19 protein-coding genes are annotated in these 24580 nt (G+C 38.5%); 8 read left to right on the top strand and 11 right to left on the bottom strand.

All coding sequences use genetic code 11. The features are described 5' to 3' along the window. The first annotated feature begins 24 nt into the window (after positions 1 to 24). From D0T50_RS07175 to D0T50_RS07150, 6 genes are all read left to right on the top strand, one after another. The gene (locus D0T50_RS07175; protein WP_163222839.1) at positions 25 to 324 is read left to right on the top strand and encodes a hypothetical protein; all 300 of its coding nucleotides are present in this window, start codon (positions 25 to 27) and stop codon (positions 322 to 324) included. 4 nt (positions 325 to 328) lie between these two features. Continuing rightward, entirely contained in the window at positions 329 to 1267 is a 939-nt protein-coding gene (locus tag D0T50_RS07170) for a relaxase/mobilization nuclease domain-containing protein (RefSeq protein ID WP_163222838.1), read from the top strand. After that, complete coding sequence (locus tag D0T50_RS07165) at positions 1251 to 1673, top strand: hypothetical protein (protein ID WP_163222837.1); 423 nt, start codon at positions 1251 to 1253, stop codon at positions 1671 to 1673. The genes D0T50_RS07170 and D0T50_RS07165 overlap by 17 nt, the downstream gene beginning before the upstream one ends. Positions 1674 to 1855: 182 nt before the next feature. Beyond that, complete coding sequence (locus D0T50_RS07160) at positions 1856 to 2410, top strand: hypothetical protein (RefSeq protein ID WP_163222836.1); 555 nt, start codon at positions 1856 to 1858, stop codon at positions 2408 to 2410. Position 2411: 1 nt separating this feature from the next. Continuing rightward, positions 2412 to 3257: a Kiwa anti-phage protein KwaB-like domain-containing protein gene (locus D0T50_RS07155; protein WP_163222835.1), complete on the top strand. Its 846-nt coding sequence runs from the start codon at positions 2412 to 2414 to the stop codon at positions 3255 to 3257. A 63-nt stretch (positions 3258 to 3320) separates the two neighbouring features. Continuing rightward, positions 3321 to 4085, top strand: coding sequence for an Eco47II family restriction endonuclease (locus D0T50_RS07150; protein WP_163222834.1), 765 nt, complete (start codon positions 3321 to 3323; stop codon positions 4083 to 4085). Here D0T50_RS07150 and dcm read toward each other — a convergent pair. The 6 genes from dcm to aspT all read right to left on the bottom strand — a co-directional run bounded on the left by dcm (position 4061) and on the right by aspT (position 12734). Further along, entirely contained in the window at positions 4061 to 5305 is a 1245-nt protein-coding gene (dcm, locus tag D0T50_RS07145) for a DNA (cytosine-5-)-methyltransferase (protein ID WP_163222833.1), read from the bottom strand. The genes D0T50_RS07150 and dcm overlap by 25 nt on opposite strands. Before the next feature lie 195 nt (positions 5306 to 5500). Beyond that, positions 5501 to 6784, bottom strand: coding sequence for a site-specific integrase (locus tag D0T50_RS07140; protein ID WP_163222832.1), 1284 nt, complete (start codon positions 6782 to 6784; stop codon positions 5501 to 5503). A 366-nt stretch (positions 6785 to 7150) separates the two neighbouring features. After that, positions 7151 to 8242, bottom strand: a complete 1092-nt coding sequence (locus D0T50_RS07135) for a hypothetical protein (protein ID WP_163222831.1) — start codon at positions 8240 to 8242, stop codon at positions 7151 to 7153. A 13-nt stretch (positions 8243 to 8255) separates the two neighbouring features. After that, positions 8256 to 9323, bottom strand: coding sequence for a type II asparaginase (locus D0T50_RS07130; protein ID WP_163222830.1), 1068 nt, complete (start codon positions 9321 to 9323; stop codon positions 8256 to 8258). Between the two features lie 31 nt (positions 9324 to 9354). Beyond that, a complete protein-coding gene (gene aspD / locus D0T50_RS07125; RefSeq protein ID WP_203558202.1) occupies positions 9355 to 10989 on the bottom strand; it encodes an aspartate 4-decarboxylase in 1635 nt (544 codons plus the stop codon). Between the two features lie 44 nt (positions 10990 to 11033). Beyond that, complete coding sequence (aspT, locus tag D0T50_RS07120) at positions 11034 to 12734, bottom strand: aspartate-alanine antiporter (RefSeq protein WP_163222829.1); 1701 nt, start codon at positions 12732 to 12734, stop codon at positions 11034 to 11036. Positions 12735 to 12898: 164 nt separating this feature from the next. Between aspT and ygiD the strand changes: the two genes are divergently transcribed. Next, positions 12899 to 13717, top strand: coding sequence for a 4,5-DOPA dioxygenase extradiol (ygiD, locus tag D0T50_RS07115; RefSeq protein ID WP_163222828.1), 819 nt, complete (start codon positions 12899 to 12901; stop codon positions 13715 to 13717). Between the two features lie 133 nt (positions 13718 to 13850). Here the strand turns inward: ygiD and D0T50_RS07110 are convergent, their stop codons facing one another. After that, the gene (locus tag D0T50_RS07110) at positions 13851 to 14834 is read right to left on the bottom strand and encodes an aldo/keto reductase (protein ID WP_163222827.1); all 984 of its coding nucleotides are present in this window, start codon (positions 14832 to 14834) and stop codon (positions 13851 to 13853) included. 178 nt (positions 14835 to 15012) lie between these two features. Here D0T50_RS07110 and D0T50_RS07105 point away from each other — a divergent pair, with 178 nt between their 5' ends. Further along, positions 15013 to 15357: a helix-turn-helix domain-containing protein gene (locus D0T50_RS07105; protein WP_163222826.1), complete on the top strand. Its 345-nt coding sequence runs from the start codon at positions 15013 to 15015 to the stop codon at positions 15355 to 15357. A gap of 423 nt (positions 15358 to 15780) precedes the next feature. On the opposite strand, the gene D0T50_RS07100 is transcribed toward D0T50_RS07105, so the two are convergent. From D0T50_RS07100 to D0T50_RS07085, 4 genes are all read right to left on the bottom strand, one after another. Further along, complete coding sequence (locus D0T50_RS07100; RefSeq protein WP_163222825.1) at positions 15781 to 17010, bottom strand: anaerobic sulfatase-maturation protein; 1230 nt, start codon at positions 17008 to 17010, stop codon at positions 15781 to 15783. Between the two features lies 1 nt (position 17011). Then, entirely contained in the window at positions 17012 to 18454 is a 1443-nt protein-coding gene (locus tag D0T50_RS07095; RefSeq protein ID WP_163222824.1) for an arylsulfatase, read from the bottom strand. A gap of 26 nt (positions 18455 to 18480) precedes the next feature. After that, on the bottom strand, positions 18481 to 20115 hold the full coding sequence (locus tag D0T50_RS07090) for a glycoside hydrolase family 28 protein (protein ID WP_163222823.1): 1635 nt from the start codon (positions 20113 to 20115) through the stop codon (positions 18481 to 18483). Positions 20116 to 20222: 107 nt separating this feature from the next. Continuing rightward, positions 20223 to 24560, bottom strand: coding sequence for a two-component regulator propeller domain-containing protein (locus D0T50_RS07085; protein WP_163222822.1), 4338 nt, complete (start codon positions 24558 to 24560; stop codon positions 20223 to 20225). Between the last annotated feature and the right edge of the window lie 20 nt (positions 24561 to 24580).

The raw sequence follows: 24580 nt of genomic DNA, 5'->3' as shown, positions 1-24580 counted from the left end.
TGAACCAAATAATAAAGAGAAGAAATGAAAAATACCTATATAAAATTCCGTTGTACAGGATCAGAGAAAGAGAGAATCGAGGGTATGGCTGAAAGGTCGGGAGTAACCCTCTCCGAGTATTGCCGGCAACAATGTCTAACTGGCCGGATACTTGCCAGCCCGAAGCTAAGCCCGGAAGAGATTTCATACTTCCGGGAACTGAAAGAACATAATAATGCCATTGCCCGGCTCGCCAATCTTATACGGAACAAAGATCCGCAATTAGTAATCGCTATTGCAGAATATCTGGAACAATCCCGACAGTTGTATAACCGATTCTTTTAAGCGTATGATTGGGAAAGGAAAAGCAATAGCACACGGAGGCAATGCGATTGATTACGCCTTGCGTGATGGTAAACTGGATAAGATAGTTGGCAGGAATATGATTGAGAGTGATGCGCCTGCCGATATTCTCCGAGAGTTTGAAATGGTTAACCAACATAACTACCGATGCAAAAACAAGTATATACGATATGAGATAGGTATATCTCCCAAGGATATAGGCAAGCTAAAGCCGGGAGATATGATTAAGATTGCCCGGACATTTGCAAATAAAATGGGATTACAGAATCATCAATGGATAGCCTGTACCCATAAAGATACCGGGAAACCGCATATCCACCTGATTGCAAACCGTATCGGAATAGATAGCAAAGTATTCGATACAACCTTTGTGAGCAACCGTTCGGCAAAGATTGCAGAAGAAATAAGCCGTGAAATGGGATTGACGATTGCCAAAGATGTTCAGAAACAAAAGGAGCATCAAGAAGCTCATACAGACCCCGCACGACAACAGACGAAAGAGAAGCTCCAACAAATTGCCTATTATGAGTTGTTTAAGAATACCAGCTTAGAGGGCTTTTTATATGGATTGGAAAAAGAAGGAGTCGGTATTGAGCCTGCTAATAATAAACAAGGTAAAACCTATGGAATCCGATTCACTTACGAGGGGCAAACATTCAAAGCTTCGGAGATCGGACGGGAGTTCGGATTCCGATCGCTTGCGGGGAACTTTTCTTCTTCACTGGAAGAGAATCGTCCGCAACGACTTCAACAGAACTATAACCAAGATGAGAGCAATCAACAATCCTATTCAGGAGTAAGTTCCAGTATAGCTTCGCTATTAGCAGATCTGTTTACTCCAAATGGACACAATCCCGAAGAAGAGAATACATTGAAACATAAAAAGAAGAAACCAAAAAAACGATATTATGGACGACAACAATAGGAACTCCAAACGTAGAAATAAGTTTGCAGGGAAAGAAGACATTTCCCGAGAATCGGTAGATAGCATTCTATCTGCTCAAATCGATCGGCTTCGGGAAATATCCAACACTAACGATGAAACAGCAAGCAAAATACAAAAGAGCGTGAATACCCTTTATGAAAAACGAATTGCCATTGATACAACTAAGTTTGAGCAACTGAACAGGAGTTTTATCTATGAAATGGAAAGTAAGCTCCGAAAGGTAAAGCAGCCATCTAAGGGCTTGAAGTGGTATATTGCGATGTGGGTAATAACACTGGCTTCTACATTTCTTGCCGGATATTTCATCCATGAATATAGGGAATGGAAAGAGAAGGCTGTGTATTGGTATCGGATGTATAAAGAGGTAAAAGGGATCGACAAATAGTAGAAAAAGAAGATTTCCAAATAGAAATATGGCTGGTTCGCAAGTATTTAGTATTTTTGTTGCCAATAAGAATTTGTTGAAGCTGATAGTTTGTTGTATGTCGTGTGTCTATAGTGCTTTGTTATTACAATATCTTATTCTGATAATATGATTTGAAAAACGAGTTTTTAATAAAACTAAATATGTTTGCTAATTATATAAAGTTACTTTTTGTTTTAACAGCATATTCTCCGATTTTGCTTATCATAGCAGCAGTTGAATTATACAATTGCTTGAGTAGAGGCGAGTCTGTTGAATTAATCGATAATTGGTTTGAGCTTTTTAATCGGTTAAATCTAGTATTTGCTTTCTTTCTCCTTCTGCTAATATGTTATATCTTGATGAAAATTGCAAAAAAGAAATTAACAGTTAATCCAGTTGAAATAAAAGCCATCAAAAGTGCAGATTTAAACATGAATACTTTATTGTTGAGCTATTTTTTGCCTTGTGTTGAGCTTGTTAAAAAAGATACTGTATTTGTAATAGGATGGGTTATTGTACTTGTTGTTTTGATAATTATAAATAAAGGAACTTATTTTTATAATCCTATTTTAAAGCTATTTGGCTTTAGGTATTATGAGGTTACAACAGGAAAAGGTGTAACATACACTGCAATTTCAGAAAAAAAACTAATTAACGCAAATGAGATAAAGTCTTATTCTCAATTAACAGACTACGTAATTTTAAATCAAACATAATATGCCTGAACATCACCCACCAATATGTAGTTTCTTTGCTCTATTGAGGAATGATACTGTAAAAAAGATAGATCTTCTTCAATCAATAACGAATGATATAAAAACTGTCTTTATTGAAAACTCTACAAATTTAATAAATAGTGAAACAGAAGAAATCCTGTTTGATGGAAATTTTAATATTGATGGGAATGAGATTCTATATGTTGAAATGGCTCTCCCTGAAGCTGTTATTGAAGCGAGCACTAATAGTATTGGTATAGAAACCTTGAATATCTCCACAGATGATATTAAAGCCTTGTTTTGGATTGAAAACGGTATGTATTATTTTCAAAATTTCGACAAAAGAAAGCTACTTCAGAATAAAAACGTGTTATTTTGGAGTGATTCGACATATCACAAATTTTCAAGCAATGCATTAATTGTGGAAAATGCTGTAAACGCTATCTATAAAGATGGAAAGTTTTATTTCAACTCTTACGCTAATGCAAATAAAATAATGTCATTAGCCAGCTTTTTTGAAGAAGCTTCAAATGAGACAATTGATGAATTTGCAGCACAAGAATTATTAAATGTTGATTCTGCTTGGCTAAAAGAAAATGGTAATTCAATGATTAGAAAGCAAATAACTTTAATTCAAAAAAGTAATATTCTAGCAACGGCCACAGTTGGTAAAATTAGATCCTCAGCAAGGAGGTTCAATCTAACAATTTCATTTAACAATGGGAAATTAGACATCCCTAATGATAAAAAAATGTGTAAAGACATATTGTGCTTTTTAAATGAGCAATTTTATATTGGCTTGATATCAGGTAAGAAATTTAGAACTAACTCAAAAAGAGAGGCATAAATAAATTTCATACTCTAAATTGTTTGATGCGATAATAAGATAAAATCGAAATAAAGTAAGAATATGGCAAATAAATATGTGAATTTTATTAAAGACGAGCACCTGCTGACTTGTATTGAGAACCTACACAGTTCTTATCTGAAAGCTAAAAATAATATTTCAAAAAAGACTTTCTACAAAAATAAAGTTGATACAATTAAGCTCACTTTCGATTCTAAGTTTAATGAAATATCAGAGGAAGCATTGATTCAATCTGAGATTCTGCGACAAATAGACAAGTCTATCAATAACTCCATTGGTACGTTTCATGAACAGATTTTAGGAGGTATAAGCGGATTCGAGGTGGGAAACTTGAGCGGTTTTGACATTAAGGCTGTTGACAATACGCTTTTTGCAGATATAAAGAACAAACACAATACTATGAATAGTAGTTCTGCGGAAGCCTTGTTCCAAAAATTGGCAAGATATGCAGATGACTATAAAAAAGCAAAATGCTATTGGGTTCAAATATTAGCAAAAGGGAGCTTTAATGAACTTTGGCGAGGAGAAATTAACGGGAAAGAATATAGCCATAGTCGTGTTTATAAAATATCTGGGGATCAATTTTATTCTTTGCTATCAGGACGAAAAGATGCTTTTTTTCAATTATATAAAGCCTTGCCCATAGCCATTGCAGATTACATGAAATCTACAAAGGCAAAGCTAGTTGAAAAAGAAAATTCAGCATTGGAGGAAATTGCTACTGAAACAAAAGAATCAAAACGGACTATTCTTGACCAAATTACGTTTGAAAATTATTGCTACTACTGGGGTTTTGAAAGATTGTAGTAATCATTTAAGAACTTTACGATAGAATACCCAATTTCTCTTCCTAAATTAACCGGAACAGCATTTCCGATTTGTTTATATTGTTGAGCCTGTGAGCCAGCAAAATCCCAGTCATCAGGAAAAGTTTGTATTCTGGCATATTCTCGAACCGTAAATGGACGAGTTTCGTCAGGATGACATCTTTCCGTCTGCTTTTGCGCTGGACTACAAGTCAATGTAAGGCAAGGTTCATCCCAACCTATTCGACGCGCCATACCCGTTTTTCCTCCCCCCAGATAATAACTTCCCCCTAAAAACTCTTTCTGAATATCAACTGGTAGATCACGCCAATATCCTTTAGGTGGAACTAAGTCTAAGACTTCTTTTTTGCGTTTTGGGTATTTTGCACCATCAGATTTTGGAACATCACAGTCATATAAATCTCCTTTTTTTAGGGCGTCACTTAAATTGTATATTCTTTTATGTGGTTTCGGATATTCATACTTAACCGCTGTTATATCTTTTCGAACACCAACTAAAATTAATCGCTCTCGTTTTTGAGGTACTTTGTAATCAACAGCTCTAAGAACTTGTACAGGGGCAACTCTATAACCAATTTCATCAAGAATAGAAATCATGCCTTGCAGAGTCTTACCATTATCGTGACTTAGTAATCCCCTTACATTTTCCCCTATGCAAATAGGTGGATTTACTTCCTTTACAACTCGTGCAAATTCATAGAAAAGCGTTCCTCTCGCATCTGAAAGTCCAAGTTTTTTCCCTGCATAGCTAAATGCCTGGCAAGGAAATCCTCCTGTGACTATATCAACTTCATTTTTATATTTCGTGAAATCAAAATCTTTAATATCTCCCTCTAAAACATTCCAATTTGGTCTATTCCTTCGAAGCGTTTGACATGCAAATTTATCTATTTCATTCAAAGCTAAACACTTTAAGCCCGCTTTCTCTAATCCGACTGCTAATCCTCCTGCTCCAGCAAATAATTCTAAAACTTTATATTCGTTTTGGGGTTCAACAAAATTATTGGTATCTTCTTCTATAAAATCCATTCGAAAAAAATCAGCAAATAAATCTTCTACGTCAGATTTACGATAAACACGATAGTTGCTCATAGGTTCACGGACTGCGGTTAGTTTGCCCTCTCGATCCCATCGACGAAGTGTTTCTTTATTTTTCCCTAGTAATTCTGCTGTTTCTGATAGTGATAAATATTCACTCATAACCAAATTATATAACATTATACATTGGTTACAAATATAGGGCTATTTTTCTTATTGGCAAAGAGAAAATAAAGGAAAGAATAAAAGAAGTGAATAACCTGTTGGAACATAGGGGCTTTTAATCTTTTGCTAGATATTGCGGAAAGTGATCGCCGAATTGAGATTAACAGACTCATTAACAGATTCTCTACTCATTTACTGGTTTTGTAGACTGTTTCTCAATGCTTTCAATCTGTTTGCCGCTTGCATGTTGTCTACCTTGATATATCGCATAAACGCCGCTGGACTTTTATGCCCGGATATTCGCATAAGTTCCTCGGCAGGAAAACCGGAAAGATACATGTTGGTACAGAATGACCTCCGGCAAGTATGTGAAGACATCATTTCCCATTTCTCATGAACTTCTTTGACACGGAGATTCCCTTTCTTGCGAACAATCTCTACTTTTTGTTTTAGCTTTGCTTTCTTGCCAAGTTCTTTCAGGCGTTCGTTAAACTTATAGCTGGGTATTTTGGGTAGGTCATAATCGTATTTTTCCAAAATCTCCGGCACATAGTCAATCATCGGAATAATAACCGCTTTATGAACTTTGCGTTGTTTTAGGTTAATAGTTTCGTTGACAACATCAATATGTTCCGGACTAAGTGTGGACAGGTCGCTATATCGCAATCCAGTAAAACATCCTACGATAAATACATCCCGAATCTCTTCCAGTTCTTTGTCGTCCGAAAGGCTGAGTTTATAAATCTTAGCGAGCTCATCCTCGCTTAAATAAATAGCATCTGTTTCTTCTTCAACGACTTTGAAATGGGTAAGGTCAACTGCCGGAATAGTTCCTTTGGCTATTTGGTAATTAACGAACCCCTTCAATAGTCGGATAATCTTTCCAGCGGAGTTCGTCAGTAAGCCGATTGTTCCGTCCGGCTTCTCCGCCTTGTAGAAAAGGTAATCCATAAATTCATTATAGAATTTCAAATTAAGATTACGGAATGTAACAGGTTGTGATGAATGCTCCTTAAAATTGGTCAGATGCTTTTTTAGGGATTTGTAGTCTTTTATCTGGTCGGCAGAAACCTTGCCTTTTTTCTCTTCAATGTAAAGCTCCAATGTATCGAACATGTTTACCCGATTAGAGCGTTGTTCGTACTCCCGGTTCTTTTCCAGTTCAAGCAACACAAAATCCACAATAGGGTCTATGCCGTTGTCTTTAGCGTAGGTTAATATCTCACCCAGCTTCGATGTGATTTTTGTCAAAGCAGAATCAATCTCTTCAAATTCGGGACAAGCACGTTTTATCCAACGCTTTTTATCATCCCAATGGTCGGGCTTGATATTATATCCGGTAGATATAAGTGTACGCTTTGTGCGATTGTAATTATAGCGCACATACAAAGGCGTCTTTCCGTCGCCAGAGACATAATTTGGCTTGATGTAGGGATAATATAAATTTGCCATACCGCTAAATTTATTATGTTGCATTTGTGTTGCAAATCTATAAAAACTATTCGAAATAAGCAAAAAATATTAGAAATAAAAATATATATAATACTGATATTCAGCAACTATTAGAAAGTATTGAAAATTATTAGAAATCAATAAAAGTCCCGTCCATACCGCCAGATAGATTTAAAAAATCAAAGAAAAGTCCTGATATTCAATAGAATACAGGACTTTTCTTTTTTGTTATCCTAGCTAAAAATCCTATTAAAACAGGATCAAGTTAAATAGTATTTGGGGCTGAAATACCCTTCTCAGAAGCGTCTTAGCGCAACATTGTTTTTGGGGGAAATAAGCAGAAATGTAAAGGGAAGACAAGCACCAAGAAAGATTTCGACTTGAGCCAAATTACTTAACCTTGAATAGCCATCTTAGTCCTGCAAGTATCGTGTGTAGTTCCTTATTGTCTAAATTATTGAATGCTCCTTTAAATCGGGTATTGCTGTATTCGTATGCAAAGTGAAAACGCAAATCCTGCACATATTTATTGGTAAACGGATAAAACTCTACAACAGCTTGTGCTCCTATTGTCTCGTAAGCCGATTTATCCATTTTTTTATCGAATCTTTTATCCCATGTACCTTTAACAAACGGACGCCATTTTCCGAAATTATACTTCAGATTAACGGCTGCCGACTGATCTTGTACATAACGTGTGCCTAAATCGTCGATTCCTACTACGGAGCTATAATCCATATCTCTTGATCCCCAATAATAGTCGAGCTCTGTTGTAAACTTGCCTATATTTACCTGTGTACCAACAGTAAGCCAGTTGTAAAATTTGCCTTTTTCATGCTGAAATGCCCCATAGGCCCAACGTGTTTTTATCACATCGTTAAAAAGGTTACCTTCCCATAAAACATTAATTGCAAGCGCTTTGTCTTTGTATTTTTCGCTTGCAAACTGTGGTGCATCTGAATTAACTACCTGTAAATTTACAGTTTGTTCTGCAAAACGGTAAGCAACATTTACCCCTGTTTTATAAGCGTCGAGGTCGTTAAAAGCCATAGTCGGCAAATAGATATCGGCAGGATTGTAATCGTACTCGAATGTACCAAACTGCACAGATTGTTTCCCGGCGGTTATCGTCCATTCTTTGTCGCGCCCGAAATCGAATGCCAACCATGCCTGGTCTGTTGCTCCTGAATAGCCTTCACGTAACGGCGTTTGTGGTTTATTCAACCGGTGGCGTACCCTGTAACGGAGCCCGGGAATAATTTCGCCCACAACCCATATCTTAAATGTTTGCCCTTTAAAAGACAAACCTTGTATTCCGTCTCTGTCAATATCCGATTGAAAATCGACACGGGTATCTAACATTATATTCAGCATTTTATCGTCCCACAAAAGCCTTTCAAGTATATTTTCACTTTCCTTGTGTTGCGCATATACACCTATGGCTAAAAACAGGGAGAATAATATGATATATATTTTTTTCATGATCTATAGAAGTTTAGTACTCAGCAAACATCCGTTGAATTTCTTTATAATCGTTTGTTTTAGTCAATGCAAGCATTAATAAAACACGTGCTCTGTAAGGATTGATGTACCACGAAGCTACGAAATTCAGTTTGTCGTCGTCAATTTCGTCCCATTGAGCTGTAGGCCCTGTCATAATCCGCGACGAACGTACTACGGCAATATCTTGCTCTTTCCTCAGTTTCTCCAAAGCATTCATCAATACAGTTGTCATATTTCCGTTACCTACTCCTGCAACTACAATACCTTTTGCTCCTGCTATAGCTGCACTTTCTGCAAATTGAGCAGTAGCGTTTGAATAACTTAATATAATGTCTACTCGGGGTAGAGAGGTAAGATTTGTAACATCAAATTCAGATTTTGTTGTATGACGTTTTACTGATTCCCTTGTATAAATGGGTTTGCCGTCGTACATAATACCTAAGTGCCCATAATTCGGATTTTGAAAGGTACCTACCGACAATGTATTAGTCTTTGTTAAATCGTCGGCACTCAATATATTGTCGTCCATCACAACCATTACGCCTTTGCCTTTCGATTCCGGAGCAATAGCACATGCTACTGCATTGTAAATATTGCGCGGACCATCGGCGCTAATTGCGTTCGAGGGACGCATTGATCCTACCAAAACAACGGGTTTGTCGCTTTTCACCACCAGGTTAAGAAAATATGCAGTCTCTTCCTGTGTGTCGGTTCCGTGTGTTATTACGATACCGGTAACATCGTTTTGCTTAAGCAATTCGTTTACTCGTTTTCCCAATGTTAACCAAACCTCATCGTTCATATCCTGACTGCCAATATTGGCAACCTGTTCGCCTTTTATTTCTGCAATATCCAAAATTTCGGGAACAGCAGACAATAGCTGATTGACTGTTATTGCTCCTGCTTTATAGTCCGAGTCTACTTGTGACGAGCTTGTTCCGGCTATGGTTCCACCTGTAGCAAGGATATACACTTTAGGCTTCGTTTGTGCATCTAATGAGAATGATACCAATACAGCCAGTATAAAAAGACCTATTACTTTCTTGATATTTGTTTTCATTGCTTTATCTCTTTTTAGTAGTGAGTATTAATTATTTATTTTTCCATGCATTAACATATTCCTGCATAGTTTCCGAAAGTTCTTTACCTATAATCGAATAATCTTCGTCGTTAAGATTGGCAAGCGAAACTCTTACCGACCATTCGGGTCCGGCAAAGCCACCACCGTTTAGCAACACTATAGAAGATTTTTCAGCCAGTCTGAATACAATATCAACGGGCTCGAAATTCTTTTCAAGAAAAGCAACAAACTCTTTTCCGTATTTTTTCATCGCCCATTCCTGAATATCGAATTCGCAATAATAACCGGCCCTGTTCGGATCGGGAATTATGGGTAAATTCAAACCTTCCCATAATAGGTTATAGCGACTTTGAATTAAATCATTGCATGCTTTCTTATACTTATTCTCCGTATCGAGAAGGGCAAAGGCAGCAAACAGCATCATTTGTATTTGCTGCGGTGTTGAAAGTCCTGCAGTGTGATTTAACGCAACAGCGCGACTATCTGCTACAAGCCTATCTATAAATTTCAATTTCTCGGGATGCAGGGTAAGGCTTTCGTATAGTTTTGCCAATCGTTCTTTATCCTTTTCAGGAATGGCAGTAAGCATATCGTCGTAAATATTGTCTTCGTATAAAGCGATAACACCTAAACGCCAACCGGTTGCTCCGAAATATTTCGAGAATGAATAAACACACAGAGTATTTCTCGGCAATTCATTCATCAATGAATTAAAACCTTCTACAAAAGTTCCGTAAACGTCATCTGTTAAGATCATCAAATTCGGATTCAGGTTCTTAACTACTTTTACCAGATATTTACGACTCGGATCTGCAATTTCGACCGATGTCGGATTGCTCGGGTTTACAATAAAAAATGCCTTGATCGATTTATCTCCTAACTTATCTAATTCCGATTCGGGGTACTGAAAGTTAGAATTTCCTTCGCCATCTTTAGCCGAACCGTATATATAAGTTACTTTAAACTGGTATTTAGCCAGTTCGGGAATTTCGAGGTAGGGTGTAAATACAGGAACCCCCAAGGCAATTTTATCTCCTTTTTTCAACAGGCAGTTTTCAACCAATGAGTCGAATATATAACACATGGCAGCCGTACCACCTTCAACAGCAAACAAATCGTATTTACCGCTTCTTTGGGGTTTGTTGCCACACATTTCCTGGATTAAATAATCGTGTACGATAACTTCCGGATGTTTCAACATACGTACAGGGCTTGGATACTGATCGCCTATAATGCCTTCTGCCAGCTCATGTGCCCAATCATCTTCATTGAAATTATGTTTTTCAATACCATATTGAAACAGGCCTTTAAGAAGTTTCGCGCCGGGAGTATTTTTGTTTCTATTTAAGAACTCCTGAAAGCGTTTGCCAATACCTTCCTTTTGTGGTATGCCAGCCAAACCAACTTCCTGATTAATGGCCCGTTTACACTCTTCAATACCGAACTGCCCCAGTACAAAAAATGCTTCGCGAGGTATAGTCGCAGTCCAGTTGGGGTTTCCACGACCTGCGTTAAGCATGGTTTTTACCGGTTTTTTTTGTTGATCGGATGCAAGAGCTATTAAGTTATCTTTTAATTCAAATGGACTTAGTTGCTCTAATTGTAGTTCACGTTTACGTGATGTTTTTAACTTGGAAATCTCCATAATATTTATGTTTAAAAGTTTAATTCTTATTTATCCTATTTATTCTAACTCATTAACAAAACAATAACTACTCCCCATATAATCAACAAGGTGTTGCCGATAGCATATGTTGTGGTGTACGACAAGGCAGGAACTTTACTCTGCAATGCATCTTCGAGCGCGCCAAGCGCAGCTGTGGTTGTACGCGATCCTGCGCATGCCCCTAATGTTATAGCGGGATGAAATTTGAATATGTACTTACCGCAAAGAATACCTATAAACATAGGCAATATGCTCACAAAAATACCCGCAATAAACAGGCTTACTCCTGCTGCTTTTAATCCGGCTATAAAGTCCGGACCGGCAGTAATACCCACTACGGCAATAAAGATATTTAACCCAAGGTTATTCATAAGCCAGATTGCAGGTTCGGGTATCGCACCGAATGTGGGTCGATGAGAACGCAGCCACCCGAATAGAATACCTACAATCAACACGCCGCCACTGGCACTTAAACTTAACGGCACATTACCCGTATGTATAGTAAGTGAACCTAATAGACCTCCTAAAAATATTCCTAATCCTACATACAATAAATCGGTAATATTAGTGGGTCTTTCGGCGTATCCAAGATATTTTGAAAAGCGGTCTACATCCATTTTGCTTCCTTCCATTTCAACTACGTCGCCCCGTTGCAGGGTTACGTTTTTCAGTAACGGAATTTCTGCTTTCCCTCTGTTTATTTTGCGTATAACCACTCCATGGCGCTCTTTACAGGTTTTAATCTCCTGCAAGGTTTTTCCTATTATATCTTTATTAGCAACGATTACTCTTAAAGCTTCTGCTCTGAAATTCAACAATTCCATATCAGCTACTTCGTTACCGATAAAATCTTCATCTGCCAAAAGGGTATCCAACGGACCGTCCAATACAAGGCGATCGCCTTTGTTTATTTTAGTATCTATTGCAGGTTCTTCCATTATGTCTCCCTTAACAGTACGTATCCGTTCGATGTATACAGGCCAACCTTTATTTACCAACATGTTTTCTACTTCTTCTACCGTTCTTTCCCGGTTAAAGTAATCGCTTGTGGTTTCAATGACTCTAAAGGTTGTACCGTCATAGGCATATTCCATGCTTGAATCTTCTTCTCTTATAGAACCACCTAAAGACTCCTCGTATTCTTTAGTCTTTTGTACAATGTCTTTACCCAATAAACGTGGCCCTACCGATGCAAGAAACCATGCTGTACCGGCTGTGCCGAAAATGTAAGTTACTGCGTAAGCAACAGGTATTTGATTTATGTATTGTTGTTTTAGGACAGAATCGATATTCAACTGGTTTATGGTGTCTGTGGCGACCCCTATTACTGCCGAAATTGTGTTGGCGCCGGCCAATAATCCGGCAGCATTACCCAAATCGAAACCGGCTATCAGAGCGGCACCCCATGCCACTAGTAAACAAGATATACATACTATAGCAGCAAAAGCTATTTGCGGTAAACCTTCTTTTCTTAGACTTTGCACAAATTGCGGTCCTACGCTATAGCCAACAGCAAACAGAAATATCAGAAAAAAGGTCGATTTTACAGTGGGAGAAACCGCAATGTCTAGTTGTCCTATTAATACTCCCATTAAAAGAACACCTGTAACCGGACCTAAACTGAAATTTTTTATCTTAACTTTTCCAATAGCAAAGCCTAATGCTAAAGTTAAAAAAATAGCCAATTCAGGCGCGTTTTGCATGGTTTTAACAATCCATTCCATAAATAATCCAGTTTTTATTTATAATTTATTTCAAACATTACAGAAGAAACAACCTATAAGAGAAAAAGGTTTGAAAACCATAAGAAATAAACATTTAATCTCTCATCTTCCAAACTATTCCCATATAGGATTGTTTATATTTATAACCTCTCAAATGGAATGATATGGAATACAATAAAACGATAATGCCTGTTTTGTTTATCGGGCATGGTACGCCTATGAACGCGATTGAAGACAACTCATTTTCAAGGAAATGGAACAGAATGGGAGAAGTATTGCCCCAACCCGAAGCTATACTTTGCATCTCTGCTCACTGGGAAACCGAAGCATCTATGGTTACGGCGATGGATAAGCCTAAGACTATCCACGATTTTGGAGGTTTCCCGGAAGAATTATATCGGCAGCAATATCCTGCTCCGGGTTCACCACGGTTGGCGGATATACTTGGAGATAAGGTAAAAATGTATGAGATAGAAAAAGATTACCGGTGGGGATTGGATCATGGCACATGGTCGTTCCTGAAACACATGTATCCGAATGCTGATATTCCGGTCGTACAACTAAGTATTGATTATACCCAAGATATGCAATATCACTATAATTTGGGGAAAGAGTTGTCGTTTCTCCGCCGGAAGGGCGTGCTGATTGCTGGAAGCGGTAATATGGTGCACAACCTACGCCTTGCTCGCCCCAATGAAGAGGGATACAATTATGAGTTTGCCTACGAATGGGCTGAGAAACTAAATGAGGCAATGAAGAAGAAAATCTTGACCGGCGACCACGCATCAATGATTAACTATCATACCCTGACTCAGGAAGCCCAGCTTGGCATACCCAGCGAGGAACACTATATTCCACTAATATATACTCTTGGGTTGCAAGAACCGGAGGATAAGGTAGAACTGTTTAACGACACAATAGTAGCCGGCTCCATATCTATGACTTCACTGGTAATCAGCAATAAAACGATACATAAATCATAAATATAAAAAAAGAAACAGTGATGAGAATAGCTGCTGCTCGCACAAGGGTAGCAGCCTTCTCATTTCAGACTCTCCTTAAAACGAACTCTTTATAATTATATTGTCCTACTTGCTTTGACCAAGGACATATGTGTTACCAATTATTATGAATTTGTCTACGGATATATTTATCATACACATCCCGAACTATAGTCATTTCTTCATTTGAAAAAGGAGGAAGGATAGATGCTTCCGCATTCTCAATAATTTGTTTGGGAGAACTTGCTCCGGGAATGACTGTGCTAACTTCGGGGTACATTAGAATATAACGCAAGGCTTTTGCCGATAAATTTTCGACATGTAAGGATGCTTTTAGTTCTTGCGCGGCCTTAATCCCTGTCAGATAATCTATGCCGGAAAATGTTTCTCCCTTATCAAAGAAGTCCCCGTTCCTATTAAAAGAACGATGATCATCTTTCCCGAAAGAGGTGTTTTCGGTATATTTTCCCGTCAATAGTCCGCTAGCTAAAGGTACGCGCACTATTACTCCTGTGTTTTTCTCTTTTGCTTTGGCAAATAATTCTTCAGCAGGTTTCAACCGGAACATGTTGAAAATTATTTCAATAGCAGAAATATCATAACTCAAAGCTGCTAATGCTTCATCTACACGCTCCACACTTACGCCGTAATGTTTAATTGCCCCCTGTTGTTTCAACTTATCCAAAGCTTCGAAGAGCGCAGGGTTATGATAGACTTCTGTAGGAGGGCAATGCAACAGTATAAGATCGAGGCTTTCCACTTCCATATTATGTATGGAATCGAATACAAATCTTGTGATATTCTCTTCATTATAGCCTTCGGTCACATGGGGATTTAATTTCCGGCCACATTTTGTCACTACATATATTTTATCTTTTCTAGTCTTTAGGAACTTACCAATGCTTTTTTCACTCATCCCGTTTTGATAGATATCAGCCGTATCAAAGAAGTTAACACCTTGCTCGTAAGCTGCCTCCAGGGTATTTTGCGCCATCTTCTCATCAAAGGCTTCTCCCCACTTTGAACCAAGTTGCCAAGTTCCAAGCGAAACTTCGCTCACCTTAAATCCTGTTTTTCCTAAAATTCTGTATTTCATCATGCTAAATAATTAATTGTATTAAGATACTTTATTCTCATTCTATCTCTTCGCAAAGATAGAATACATAATACGACTTGGCAATACATGTGAAAATAATCCTATACTGACTAATTTACTCCTATACTGATTATCAATACATAATAGATGACTATCTTTGCCAGATAGAAAACATTAGTCTATGTATAAACGAAAAGTACCTTTAGATTTATCGTGTGGTATCCGTATAGTAATGAGCATCATTGGTTCAAAATGGAAACCGTGCTTGATAGATGCTCTGAGAGATTCTTCCAAACGCCCCAGTGAGCTTCATCGCGAAATACCTGATGCTGTTTCACGGGTTCTAAATCAAAACCTGAGAGAATTGGAGGAACATGGTATTATCAAGAAAAAAATATTTGCAGAGCTTCCTCCTCATAGTGAATACTATTTGACTGATTTAGGGAAAAGCATATTACCGATTATAGATAGTATGGATGATTGGGGAGAAAAGCATCGGCCAATACTTGAGAAATTGGTACTTTAACAATAAAAACTATAAGAAACTGAATAACACGAACAAGGTATGACTAACTAGATGTGTATTTTTGTAATAGGTCTTCACAACTAATTTTCTGACTGTATTTGTAGTAAGAAACCAGTGAGAAATGGTTCGAAAAGCAGTGAGAAGTGAAGCTAAAATCAGTCAGAAATTACAGAGATTAAAGCTCTTATTTCAATGCTTATGGTATTTGACCTTATCAGCCATAGGCAAACGATCACTCAGCCATAAGCAAACGACCACTCAGCCATAAGCAGACGATCGCTCGGCCATAGTGTCATAGTGTGCTTTTTTGTATTCCCGTGTTTAACACCCTTACCCTTCGTGTTTAACACGGAGACAAGAAACCTAAAAGTTAATTGTCCATAAATAAATAAGAACCGAGCAGACCGTTGAGTGGTTGTATTATTATACATGCAGGCTTGCCTTCATCACATTAGCCGGAGGTCTATTGTTTTCGAGTTCATTCTTCATAAAATCCATATACGGAGCCACATGTTCAAAGAATTTGTAATACCCTTTGCATAGATAGTTCAATCCGGATTCACCACTGGAGGTAGTAGCAAAGCGGTTCTTTGGACACTCTCCATTGCAAGCAAACAAGAATTTACACTCCTTGCATTGCTGTGGCAAGCTATTGTTTTTATTTGTTCCAAAAGAAAGTTGTTTGTGGCTGTACATCATCTCCGTGAGCGTTTCGTTATAGATATTCCCCAACTTATACTCAGGAAAAACATAATGATCGCACGCATAGACATCGCCATTGTATTCCATAACTCCAGCGTGTCCACATGTTTCTGCCATCGTACAAACACCCGGTTGTACACCCATCCAGTTTGCTAAAGTAGCATCAAACAGTTGAACAAATACGCTACCTACATCTTCTTTTACCCATTCATCAAAAATAGCACATAGAAAGTTGCCCCATTGCTCGGGTGTTATGGAAAAATCGGCTAATTGCACTACCTCTTTCTCTAGTGGCGAAGCCAAATGCCGGCCATCAGCATGAGGCATAATGCGTTCTACAATAGGAGAAAACTGTATATAACGACAATTTATTTCTTTAAAGAACTGATAAAACTCCAGTGGATAGTCTGCATTGAAATCGTTTACGACAGCCATAGCATTCCATTCAACTCCATGTTTATTCAGCAATTTTATACCTTGCATTACTTTGTTGAAAGATGGCAATCCTTGCTTATTTCTCCTGTATTCATCATGAAATTCCTGAGGTCCATCGATTGACACTCCAACCAACCAATTATTTTCCTTAAAAAAACGGCACCATTCATCATTCAGTAGTGTTCCATTTGTCTGTATGCAATTTTCTATCTGACGTCCTCTCCCGTATCTTTTTTGCAAAGCTATTGCCTGTTTGTAAAAAGATACGGGACGCATCAGCGCCTCTCCCCCATGCCATGTAAAAAGAATCTGATCTTGCGTCTGTGAATTTATGTATTGCTCTACGAAACGTTCCAGTAGCTTGTCGCTCATCACAAATCTACTTTCTTTCTCTTCATTCTTATATAAATTATGTTTCTCTAAGTAATAACAATATTCACAGGCTAAGTTACAAATAGAACTTACCGGTTTCAGCATTACATACAATGGTTTGGCAAATGGTGCGTAGGTGGTCATATCACATTCTACTGAAATTGAACAATTCTGATTCTGTGCGAGTGTTCTTCATCATGTCTTCAATCTTCTTCACTATTTCCGGATGTTGATTGGCAACATTGTGGTCTTCATGTATATCATCAGAAAGGTTGTATAACTCGAAAATAGTTTGATCGGGAATACCGACATTCAGCTTTACTGCTTTCCAGTTTTGATAGCGAACTGCTTGCTTACCACCTTTTTCATGAAACTCCCAGTATAAATAGTCATGTTCCTTCTGTCCTTTCTTTCCAAGTAACGTAGGCAGAAATGATATACCATCTGTTTGAATAGGCTCTTTGCAATCAATCAGATCGGCAAAAGTAGGCATCATATCCCAAAATGCCATAATATGGTCATTGGTAGTACCTGCTTCAATATGATTTGGACAACGAATAATCATAGGCATTCGTATTCCTCCTTCATAGAGGTCGCGTTTAACTCCACGAAAATCGCCATAGCTTTTGAAGTAATCGGGATTGGCACCTCCTTCTCTGTGAGGGCCATTATCGGAAGTAAAAATTACAATTGTGTTTTTGTCAATACCCAGTTGAGCCAGCAAATCCATGATGTCGCCCACATAACTATCCAAACGCGTTACCATTGACGCGAATGCAGCCAGTGGTCGCTCGGTAGCACCATAAGCTCCGCGCCTATTGGGGTTTTCTTCCGCCCAGGATTTATCATCTTCGGCAGGTATAACGTTACAATAATACTGATAAACAGAATCTTTCGGTAAAACGAGCTCAGCATGAGGCAAAGTATAGGGCAAATAAGCGAAGAATGGTTTGTCCGCATTATTACGTATAAATTGAAGCGCTCGTTCGTGAATTAAATCGGCCGCGTAGGTTACCTCATTTCCATTGCTATTTTCGGGGAATTCTACACGTGTAGTGCCATCCCATAAATGAGTTGGATAGTAGTCGTGAGCTAACGTCTGACAATTATATCCTAAGAACTCATCAAACCCAACCTTCATGGGGTCGGATTCGGAACCCGGATAGCCAAGTCCCCATTTCCCAAAGCCACCTGTGGCATAACCTGCTTCATGAAAGAGTTGGGCCACAGTAAAAGTCCCCGCAGGCATTGCAACCTGTCCTTCGGGATCCATGCGCATATTTCCTCGTATGTATGTGTGCCCTGTATGCTGTCCAGTCATAAGCGATGCGCGCGAAGGAGCCGATACAGATGTACCCGAATACCCTTGGGTAAAACGCATCCCTTCGTCTGCCATACGTTGGATGTTGGGCGTCTTTATCAGTTCTTGACCATAAGGAGAGATGTCTCCTATTCCTAAATCGTCTGCCAAAATAAAAATTACATTAGGACTTGTTTCCCATGTAGCTTTGGGCTGTTGTGTACAACCAACAGCGGCTAAGGCTCCTGCTATTCCGCAAGAAATACTCATCAATTTTTGTTTTTCCATCTGATATCTATTCGGTTTATATGTTATTAATCAATTGTTATTGCTGTTTTAGCTTTTGGAGTTGATACAACATTCTTAAGGGTAAAACTGCTTCTCTTTATTCTGATGTTTTTATTACGACTTCCGGATACACGGATTGTTTCTTCTCCATTACCACTATTTGTTACATGGTTAATCTCTATATTTTTTGAGTTATTGAATGAGAAGGTTTCACCCTGAGCAATATCCAAGTGTATGTTTTCAATTCGCAACTCCGAAGCTTCGTCAATCTGCGCTCCGGTTGCAGCAGAGATAATACAATTTGTAAGAAACACATTCTTTACGTTCATTTCAGGAAGCCCATTGATGTATAATGCTCTTCCGGCATCTCGACACACAATGTTCGAGATATGTATATCTTTGAAACTTGGCGTATCCTGGTTGATTGCCACATAAGGAACATCAGATATCTCACCTCCTTCGGGTGCTTTATCGGGGAATGGTGTTTTCTCTTGATAGTACGAATCAAATGAAATGGCTGCATTTGCAATGTCACTCATTACAATACTATCAATAAAAACATTCGATACGTTCCCTCCACGTCCTCGTTTACTTTTGAATCTAACGCCTGTATCAGTATCGATAAAGCGACAGTTCTTAACAGAAATATTATTCATTCCGCCTCCGGTATCACTTCCGATAACAAAACCACCATGCCCATGAAATACAGTACAATTGTCAATAACAATATTAGAGCAAGGACCTCTTTGACGTCCGGCATCGCCAATTCCACTTTTCAGGCAAATAGCATCATCTCCCGCATCTACCGAGCAATTTACGATAAGTGCATTGCTGCATGAGCTCAAATCAATCCCATCACCGTTTTGAGCGTTCCAAGGACAGCGAACCATTATGCCATCAATAATAATATCATGGCATAAAACCATATTTACATGAAAGCTTGGCGAGTTCTGAAACACCACTCCTTGCAGTAGTATATTCTCACAAGCAACAAAACGCAACATGCGAGGACGTTTCTTTGCTAATTTTTCGAGCGATGCAAAATCATCTTTATGAGTTGTTTTATCCTTTACAACCCATGGATACCAAATCCCATTATCCTCTCGGGCCACACCTTCCTTTTTCAGAAGACTATTCCACTCTACATCACTCACTTTAATTCGCTTGACTGGTCGCCAGTGCTCTCCATTACCATCAAATATCCCTTCGCCTGTAATTGAGAAATTACTTTCATAATGAGCACTAATCGGAGACTGATAACGGGTTCCTGATGTTCCGGCATCTGGAGGCGTTAGCGGATATTGCGTTTTATCTGGTGTGAATAAAACAATCGCATTTTTCACAACATGCAAATCTATATTGCTTTTTAGAACAATAGGCCCTGTGAGCCACACCCCTTCAGGAACAATTAAGTGTCCTCCACCACTATTTGACAAATCTGTTATTGCAGAAGAGAAAGCCTGTGTATTTAAAGTTACCCCATCGCCTACACCTCCATATTCAACAATCGATACGTTTAAGTTCGGGATAATAGGAACAGGTACCTCAAGAGCATTAAAAGATAAATCTCTATAATACTGATTATACTTCCCGGCTTTACAATGAAGCGCAAATGCAAAAATCACAAGAACAACCACGATGGGTTTAAAGAGTTTTTTCATATACATATTTTGTTCGTTTACCTATTGCAAAAGTAGTTGCCAAGCGATAATGGGGTTTGTACTTTTTGCCATTTATCATGTATTTTTCACCAACCAGCGACTTGTGACTACTCCTTATCTTTTAAGTTATGTAATCGGATATATTCTTTTGGAGATACTTTATAGCGTTCCTTAAAGCAACGACTAAAGTATGCCGGGTCTGAAAATCCCAATTGATAACCAATTTCAGAAACAGAAAATTGTCCGGTTCTCAAAAGCGACTCTGCCTTGATTACTCTGTACTCCTTGATTAATTCTACCGGAGATTTCCCTGTTAGTGCTTTAATTTTATTATAGGCCACTGTGCGACCAAGCCCAAGATAAGAACTTAAATCACTTATCTTTAATTCTGTATTGCTAATATTCTCATCAACCCACTTCATGAGTGTTTTCATAAACTCTTGATCTCGGTTAGTTACCACTATATCCTTCGGTACAAAGTCCTCCAATCGCTGAGTTGCTGCCTCGGTCGAAAAGCGTTCAAAAAGCAGTCGTCGTTGTGCCAATAAATTATCAATTCGTGCTTGCAGCAAATTCATGCTAAAAGGCTTTGTTATATAAGCATCGGCTCCATATTTCATAGCTAATAAACGATCTTCGGAAGTATCTTTAGCAGTCAACATAATTATTGGGATATGACTGAACCTAAAGTCACCGCGAACCTTATTAACAAGTTCTATCCCATCCATACGGGGCATCATAAGGTCTGTCACAATCATATTAATAGGATTAACAACCATTTTTTCTAAAGCATCTACGCCATCAACCGCTTCTACAATATTATAATTCTCTATCAAACTGCCATGAATAAAACGTCGCATCTCTGCATTGTCTTCTACCAGTAGTATATTTTGCATGCCTTCTGGAGGTGGCAACTGAACAGGTGTATCGGATTTTTCGGTTGCCAGGGTTACTTCATTTTCACGTTGTTCAAAGTCTATTTGATCCATGCCAAAATGCAAATTACCGGTTAAAAGCTTTATCGTAAACTTTGTACCTTCATTTTTTTTGCTTTCTACCTCTATTGTGCCTTGATGAAGTTCGACAATCTCTTTACAAAGCGCCAATCCAATGCCACTACCGCTTACATTCCCTCTTAACGAACGATTGTGTTGCGAGAAGCGTGTAAATATACTATTCAGATTTTTTTCATGAATTCCTATGCCAGTATCGCTAACTGCTACCCATACACACTCTTGCTCCTCCTGCCAAACTATCGACAAACGTATTACTCCCATGTCTGGCGTGAATTTTATAGCATTTGACAGCAAATTGTAAAAAACGCCCTCCATACGCTCCGGGTCAATCCATAAAAAGATGCTTTGATGTGATACTGAGAACTGAACTGAAAGACTATGTTCATTGACCATATCACGAAAATCGTCAAGTACGCTTTGAGCCATTAATGCAACGTCTACGTACTTTACTTTCAACTCCATTTTGTCTTTTACAATCTTTCTGAAGTCGAGCAGTTGATTGATTAAGGTTAGCATCCTTTTTGAGTTCTTATAAGACATATTAAGGCTATCAACTCCCTTTTCGGAGAGCGCTTCTCGTCTCTGTATGTCTTCTATCCCACCCAGTATTAGCGTTAATGGAGTGCGTAGCTCATGTGATATGTTTGTGAAAAACCGAAGTTTTATTTCTGAAACCTGTTGTTCGATACGAGCTTCGGAGCGCAGACGGGTTATTGTTTTTAGTGTTCGGAACGCAATCCAGATAACAGACAACAACAGTAAACTATATACGCAATATGCGTACCAAGAGAGCCAAGGTGGTGTAGCAATTTGTATTTTCAGTGTAATTTCAGGACTTGCTACTTGCTCATTGCCGACAAATGCTTTTACTCTAAAGGTGTATTCTCCGGGAGATACCTTCGAGTAGTAAGCACTATTCACGTCGCGAGATATGGTCCAATCGTTGTCATAACCATCAAGGTAATACATGTAACTTACCTTTTTTTGAATCTCATAATTCAACGATGCAAACTCTATACGAAAGAGTAAATAATCATACGGTAAATGTACGGTTCCATTCTCAGAGACTGCAACCTCAAGAGGGGCATTCACGCCAATTTCCGCCTCTTTATTCTGCATCTCGAAACTTGTAAAGGTCAGCTTGTAATCGTAACTGAAGTTATCTGTTTTATAGGGATCAATTATATGGAGTTTATTCATCCCTCCAAATAAGATTTCATTATGAGCACCTTTTACTGCTGAGGTCTCGCTGTATGACGTATGGCTAAAACTATTCCACTCTGTATAATTAGTAAAAACTTTGCGTTCCGGGTTTAATTTCACAATACCTTTCTCTGTTGAAAGCCAGATGTTTTTCTCGTTATCTTCTACAGCAGCCAATACGATATTGCTAAGCAAGCCCTCATTTGTGGTATAATTAATAAATACAGGAGAGTCATCATCAGAATATCCGGCAATAAGACTTAATCCACCCCCATGAGTAGATAGCCACACACGCCCCATAGCATCTTTCAGAATATGAATAACATCATTACCCCCAATGGAGTTTTTTTCATTTGGATGTCTTTGATACAAAGAAAACTGCACTTCGCTTGAAGGAAGCAAAGGGTTAAACACAATCAGCCCCTCGGTTGTAGCAACCAGCATCCGTTCGGGGATGTCACTGAGGATATATCGCACCCGGGCACCTTCTTCTTTTGGATAATTGGGGTAACCATTGTGCATATTTACAAAATGTCCGCTTTCGGCATCCAGCAACCTGTTAACTCCGCCTCCATAAGTTGCAATCCATATATTACCAGCACCATCCTCGGTTATAGCGTAAATGTTATCATCAGAAATCGACTTGCTATTTCCTTTTGAATGTCGGTATTGTTTAGCAATATACCCGTCTCCATCAGGAGTCAATCTCCAAAGTCCATTCCCTTTCGTTCCCACCCAAATGGTTCGTGAAGAATCTTCAAAGATTGCATAAATCCGCCCAATAGGAACTCCATTGATAAATTCCGAACAGGAGTGTAAAAGCTCATATTGCTCATTATAACATGACAACCATCCGTTTTTTGTTCCTACCCATAAACGTTTGGAACTATCGAGCATCAAAGCGCGAACATCATCCGAACTTCCCCCGGCCCAATGATTATTAAGTGAAATCATACTAGGCTGAGCATTTTCGATAACAACCTTTATGAGACCTTTTTCGTAATATGGTGAAATCCACATCACGTTATTACTATCTATTTCAAATGCTGTAACGCCATTCGTCATGCGGTAATCTGGTTTTGATGAATCATTATAGAAAGACTCCATTTGATCCATCTCACGATTATAGTAGCCAAATCCGCTTTTCTTCATTTTCACCCAAACCACATCATTGCGCTCTAAAACAACAGTAAGCGAATCTGGGAAATAATCAACCGTATTAGGGGATTGCATGAAATGCTTGTAGTTATTCTTCCTCGTATCAAATCGTGATATTCCTGCCTCGGGGGTTGTTATCCATACAGTATTATGTGAATCTACTTTCATGTTCTGGATACATTTTGGCACACTTCCAGAAGGAATGTTATCTTCAAAAACACCTGTATGTATATCTATTATTTTAATTCCGCTATTCTGTGTCCCCACAAATAGTTTATTGCCATTGGTAGAGGCAGCTAAGCAAGTTATAATATCCGAATCGAGTTCTAAGTGAGTGGTTTTTCCGTCTAAGAAATACCTGACTGCATGCGAAGTAGTGTAAGCCATGCCATCACCTATAGATGTGCTTGCTATAACAGGTAGGTCGCTATCCCATTTTTCCTCTATTTTTCTGTCTGGGCTTATGGTTAAAACTTGCCCTCCATCACAGACAAGCCACATTTTACGATCGCTACTTTCGTCTATGAAATTAATTCCACTCCCAACCCTTTCATCGTCAATATAGTTTTCTACGATAAGTGGCAGGGCATCAGGAGTTCCGATGAAACGCGCCACACCAAAGCCTTGAAACTCCACCCAAGCACTGGCACTATTGGGTTCAATATATGTATTCCCAACCTTATAAGGTTTTCCTTTCAGTTGAGGAATTAACACGTCTATATTCTCAAAAACTTCCGTGAACCTATTAAAACGATAAATATGTCCGTCGTATGTACGAAACCATAGATGCCCATTCATATCTTCATCAACCGATATAAAACGATTATTTTGTATCGGCAAGTTGTCAGGATCATTGCAATAATTCTTAAATCGATACCCATCGAAGCGACTGATTCCATTCCAAGTGCATAGCCATAAAAAGCCTCTGGAGTCTGTATGGATATCAAGTATATGATTATGAACAAGTCCATCAAGAGGGGTGTAATAAGAAAACTCACCTTGAAGAGGTTGTGCCACCACTGTCGATAGACCTATCAACAACATCTTTATTAATACCATTACTCGCATAGGAAGAGACTATATGTGCA

The sequence above is a fragment of the Bacteroides sp. 214 genome (assembly GCF_010501015.1).
Taxonomy (GTDB): domain Bacteria; phylum Bacteroidota; class Bacteroidia; order Bacteroidales; family Bacteroidaceae; genus Bacteroides.
This window is presented reverse-complemented; position numbering and strand designations above follow the sequence as displayed.

What these genes read in the sequence shown, in the direction of transcription:
- D0T50_RS07175 (WP_163222839.1), top strand. Translation starts at nt 25, where the DNA reads ATGAAAAATACCTATATAAAATTCCGTTGTACAGGATCAGAGAAAGAG.
- D0T50_RS07170 (WP_163222838.1), top strand. Translation starts at nt 329, where the DNA reads ATGATTGGGAAAGGAAAAGCAATAGCACACGGAGGCAATGCGATTGAT.
- D0T50_RS07165 (WP_163222837.1), top strand. Translation starts at nt 1,251, where the DNA reads ATGGACGACAACAATAGGAACTCCAAACGTAGAAATAAGTTTGCAGGG.
- D0T50_RS07160 (WP_163222836.1), top strand. Translation starts at nt 1,856, where the DNA reads ATGTTTGCTAATTATATAAAGTTACTTTTTGTTTTAACAGCATATTCT.
- D0T50_RS07155 (WP_163222835.1), top strand. Translation starts at nt 2,412, where the DNA reads ATGCCTGAACATCACCCACCAATATGTAGTTTCTTTGCTCTATTGAGG.
- D0T50_RS07150 (WP_163222834.1), top strand. Translation starts at nt 3,321, where the DNA reads ATGGCAAATAAATATGTGAATTTTATTAAAGACGAGCACCTGCTGACT.
- dcm (WP_163222833.1), bottom strand. Translation starts at nt 5,305, where the DNA reads ATGAGTGAATATTTATCACTATCAGAAACAGCAGAATTACTAGGGAAA.
- D0T50_RS07140 (WP_163222832.1), bottom strand. Translation starts at nt 6,784, where the DNA reads ATGCAACATAATAAATTTAGCGGTATGGCAAATTTATATTATCCCTAC.
- D0T50_RS07135 (WP_163222831.1), bottom strand. Translation starts at nt 8,242, where the DNA reads ATGAAAAAAATATATATCATATTATTCTCCCTGTTTTTAGCCATAGGT.
- D0T50_RS07130 (WP_163222830.1), bottom strand. Translation starts at nt 9,323, where the DNA reads ATGAAAACAAATATCAAGAAAGTAATAGGTCTTTTTATACTGGCTGTA.
- aspD (WP_203558202.1), bottom strand. Translation starts at nt 10,989, where the DNA reads ATGGAGATTTCCAAGTTAAAAACATCACGTAAACGTGAACTACAATTA.
- aspT (WP_163222829.1), bottom strand. Translation starts at nt 12,734, where the DNA reads ATGGAATGGATTGTTAAAACCATGCAAAACGCGCCTGAATTGGCTATT.
- ygiD (WP_163222828.1), top strand. Translation starts at nt 12,899, where the DNA reads ATGGAATACAATAAAACGATAATGCCTGTTTTGTTTATCGGGCATGGT.
- D0T50_RS07110 (WP_163222827.1), bottom strand. Translation starts at nt 14,834, where the DNA reads ATGATGAAATACAGAATTTTAGGAAAAACAGGATTTAAGGTGAGCGAA.
- D0T50_RS07105 (WP_163222826.1), top strand. Translation starts at nt 15,013, where the DNA reads ATGTATAAACGAAAAGTACCTTTAGATTTATCGTGTGGTATCCGTATA.
- D0T50_RS07100 (WP_163222825.1), bottom strand. Translation starts at nt 17,010, where the DNA reads ATGACCACCTACGCACCATTTGCCAAACCATTGTATGTAATGCTGAAA.
- D0T50_RS07095 (WP_163222824.1), bottom strand. Translation starts at nt 18,454, where the DNA reads ATGGAAAAACAAAAATTGATGAGTATTTCTTGCGGAATAGCAGGAGCC.
- D0T50_RS07090 (WP_163222823.1), bottom strand. Translation starts at nt 20,115, where the DNA reads ATGAAAAAACTCTTTAAACCCATCGTGGTTGTTCTTGTGATTTTTGCA.
- D0T50_RS07085 (WP_163222822.1), bottom strand. Translation starts at nt 24,560, where the DNA reads ATGCGAGTAATGGTATTAATAAAGATGTTGTTGATAGGTCTATCGACA.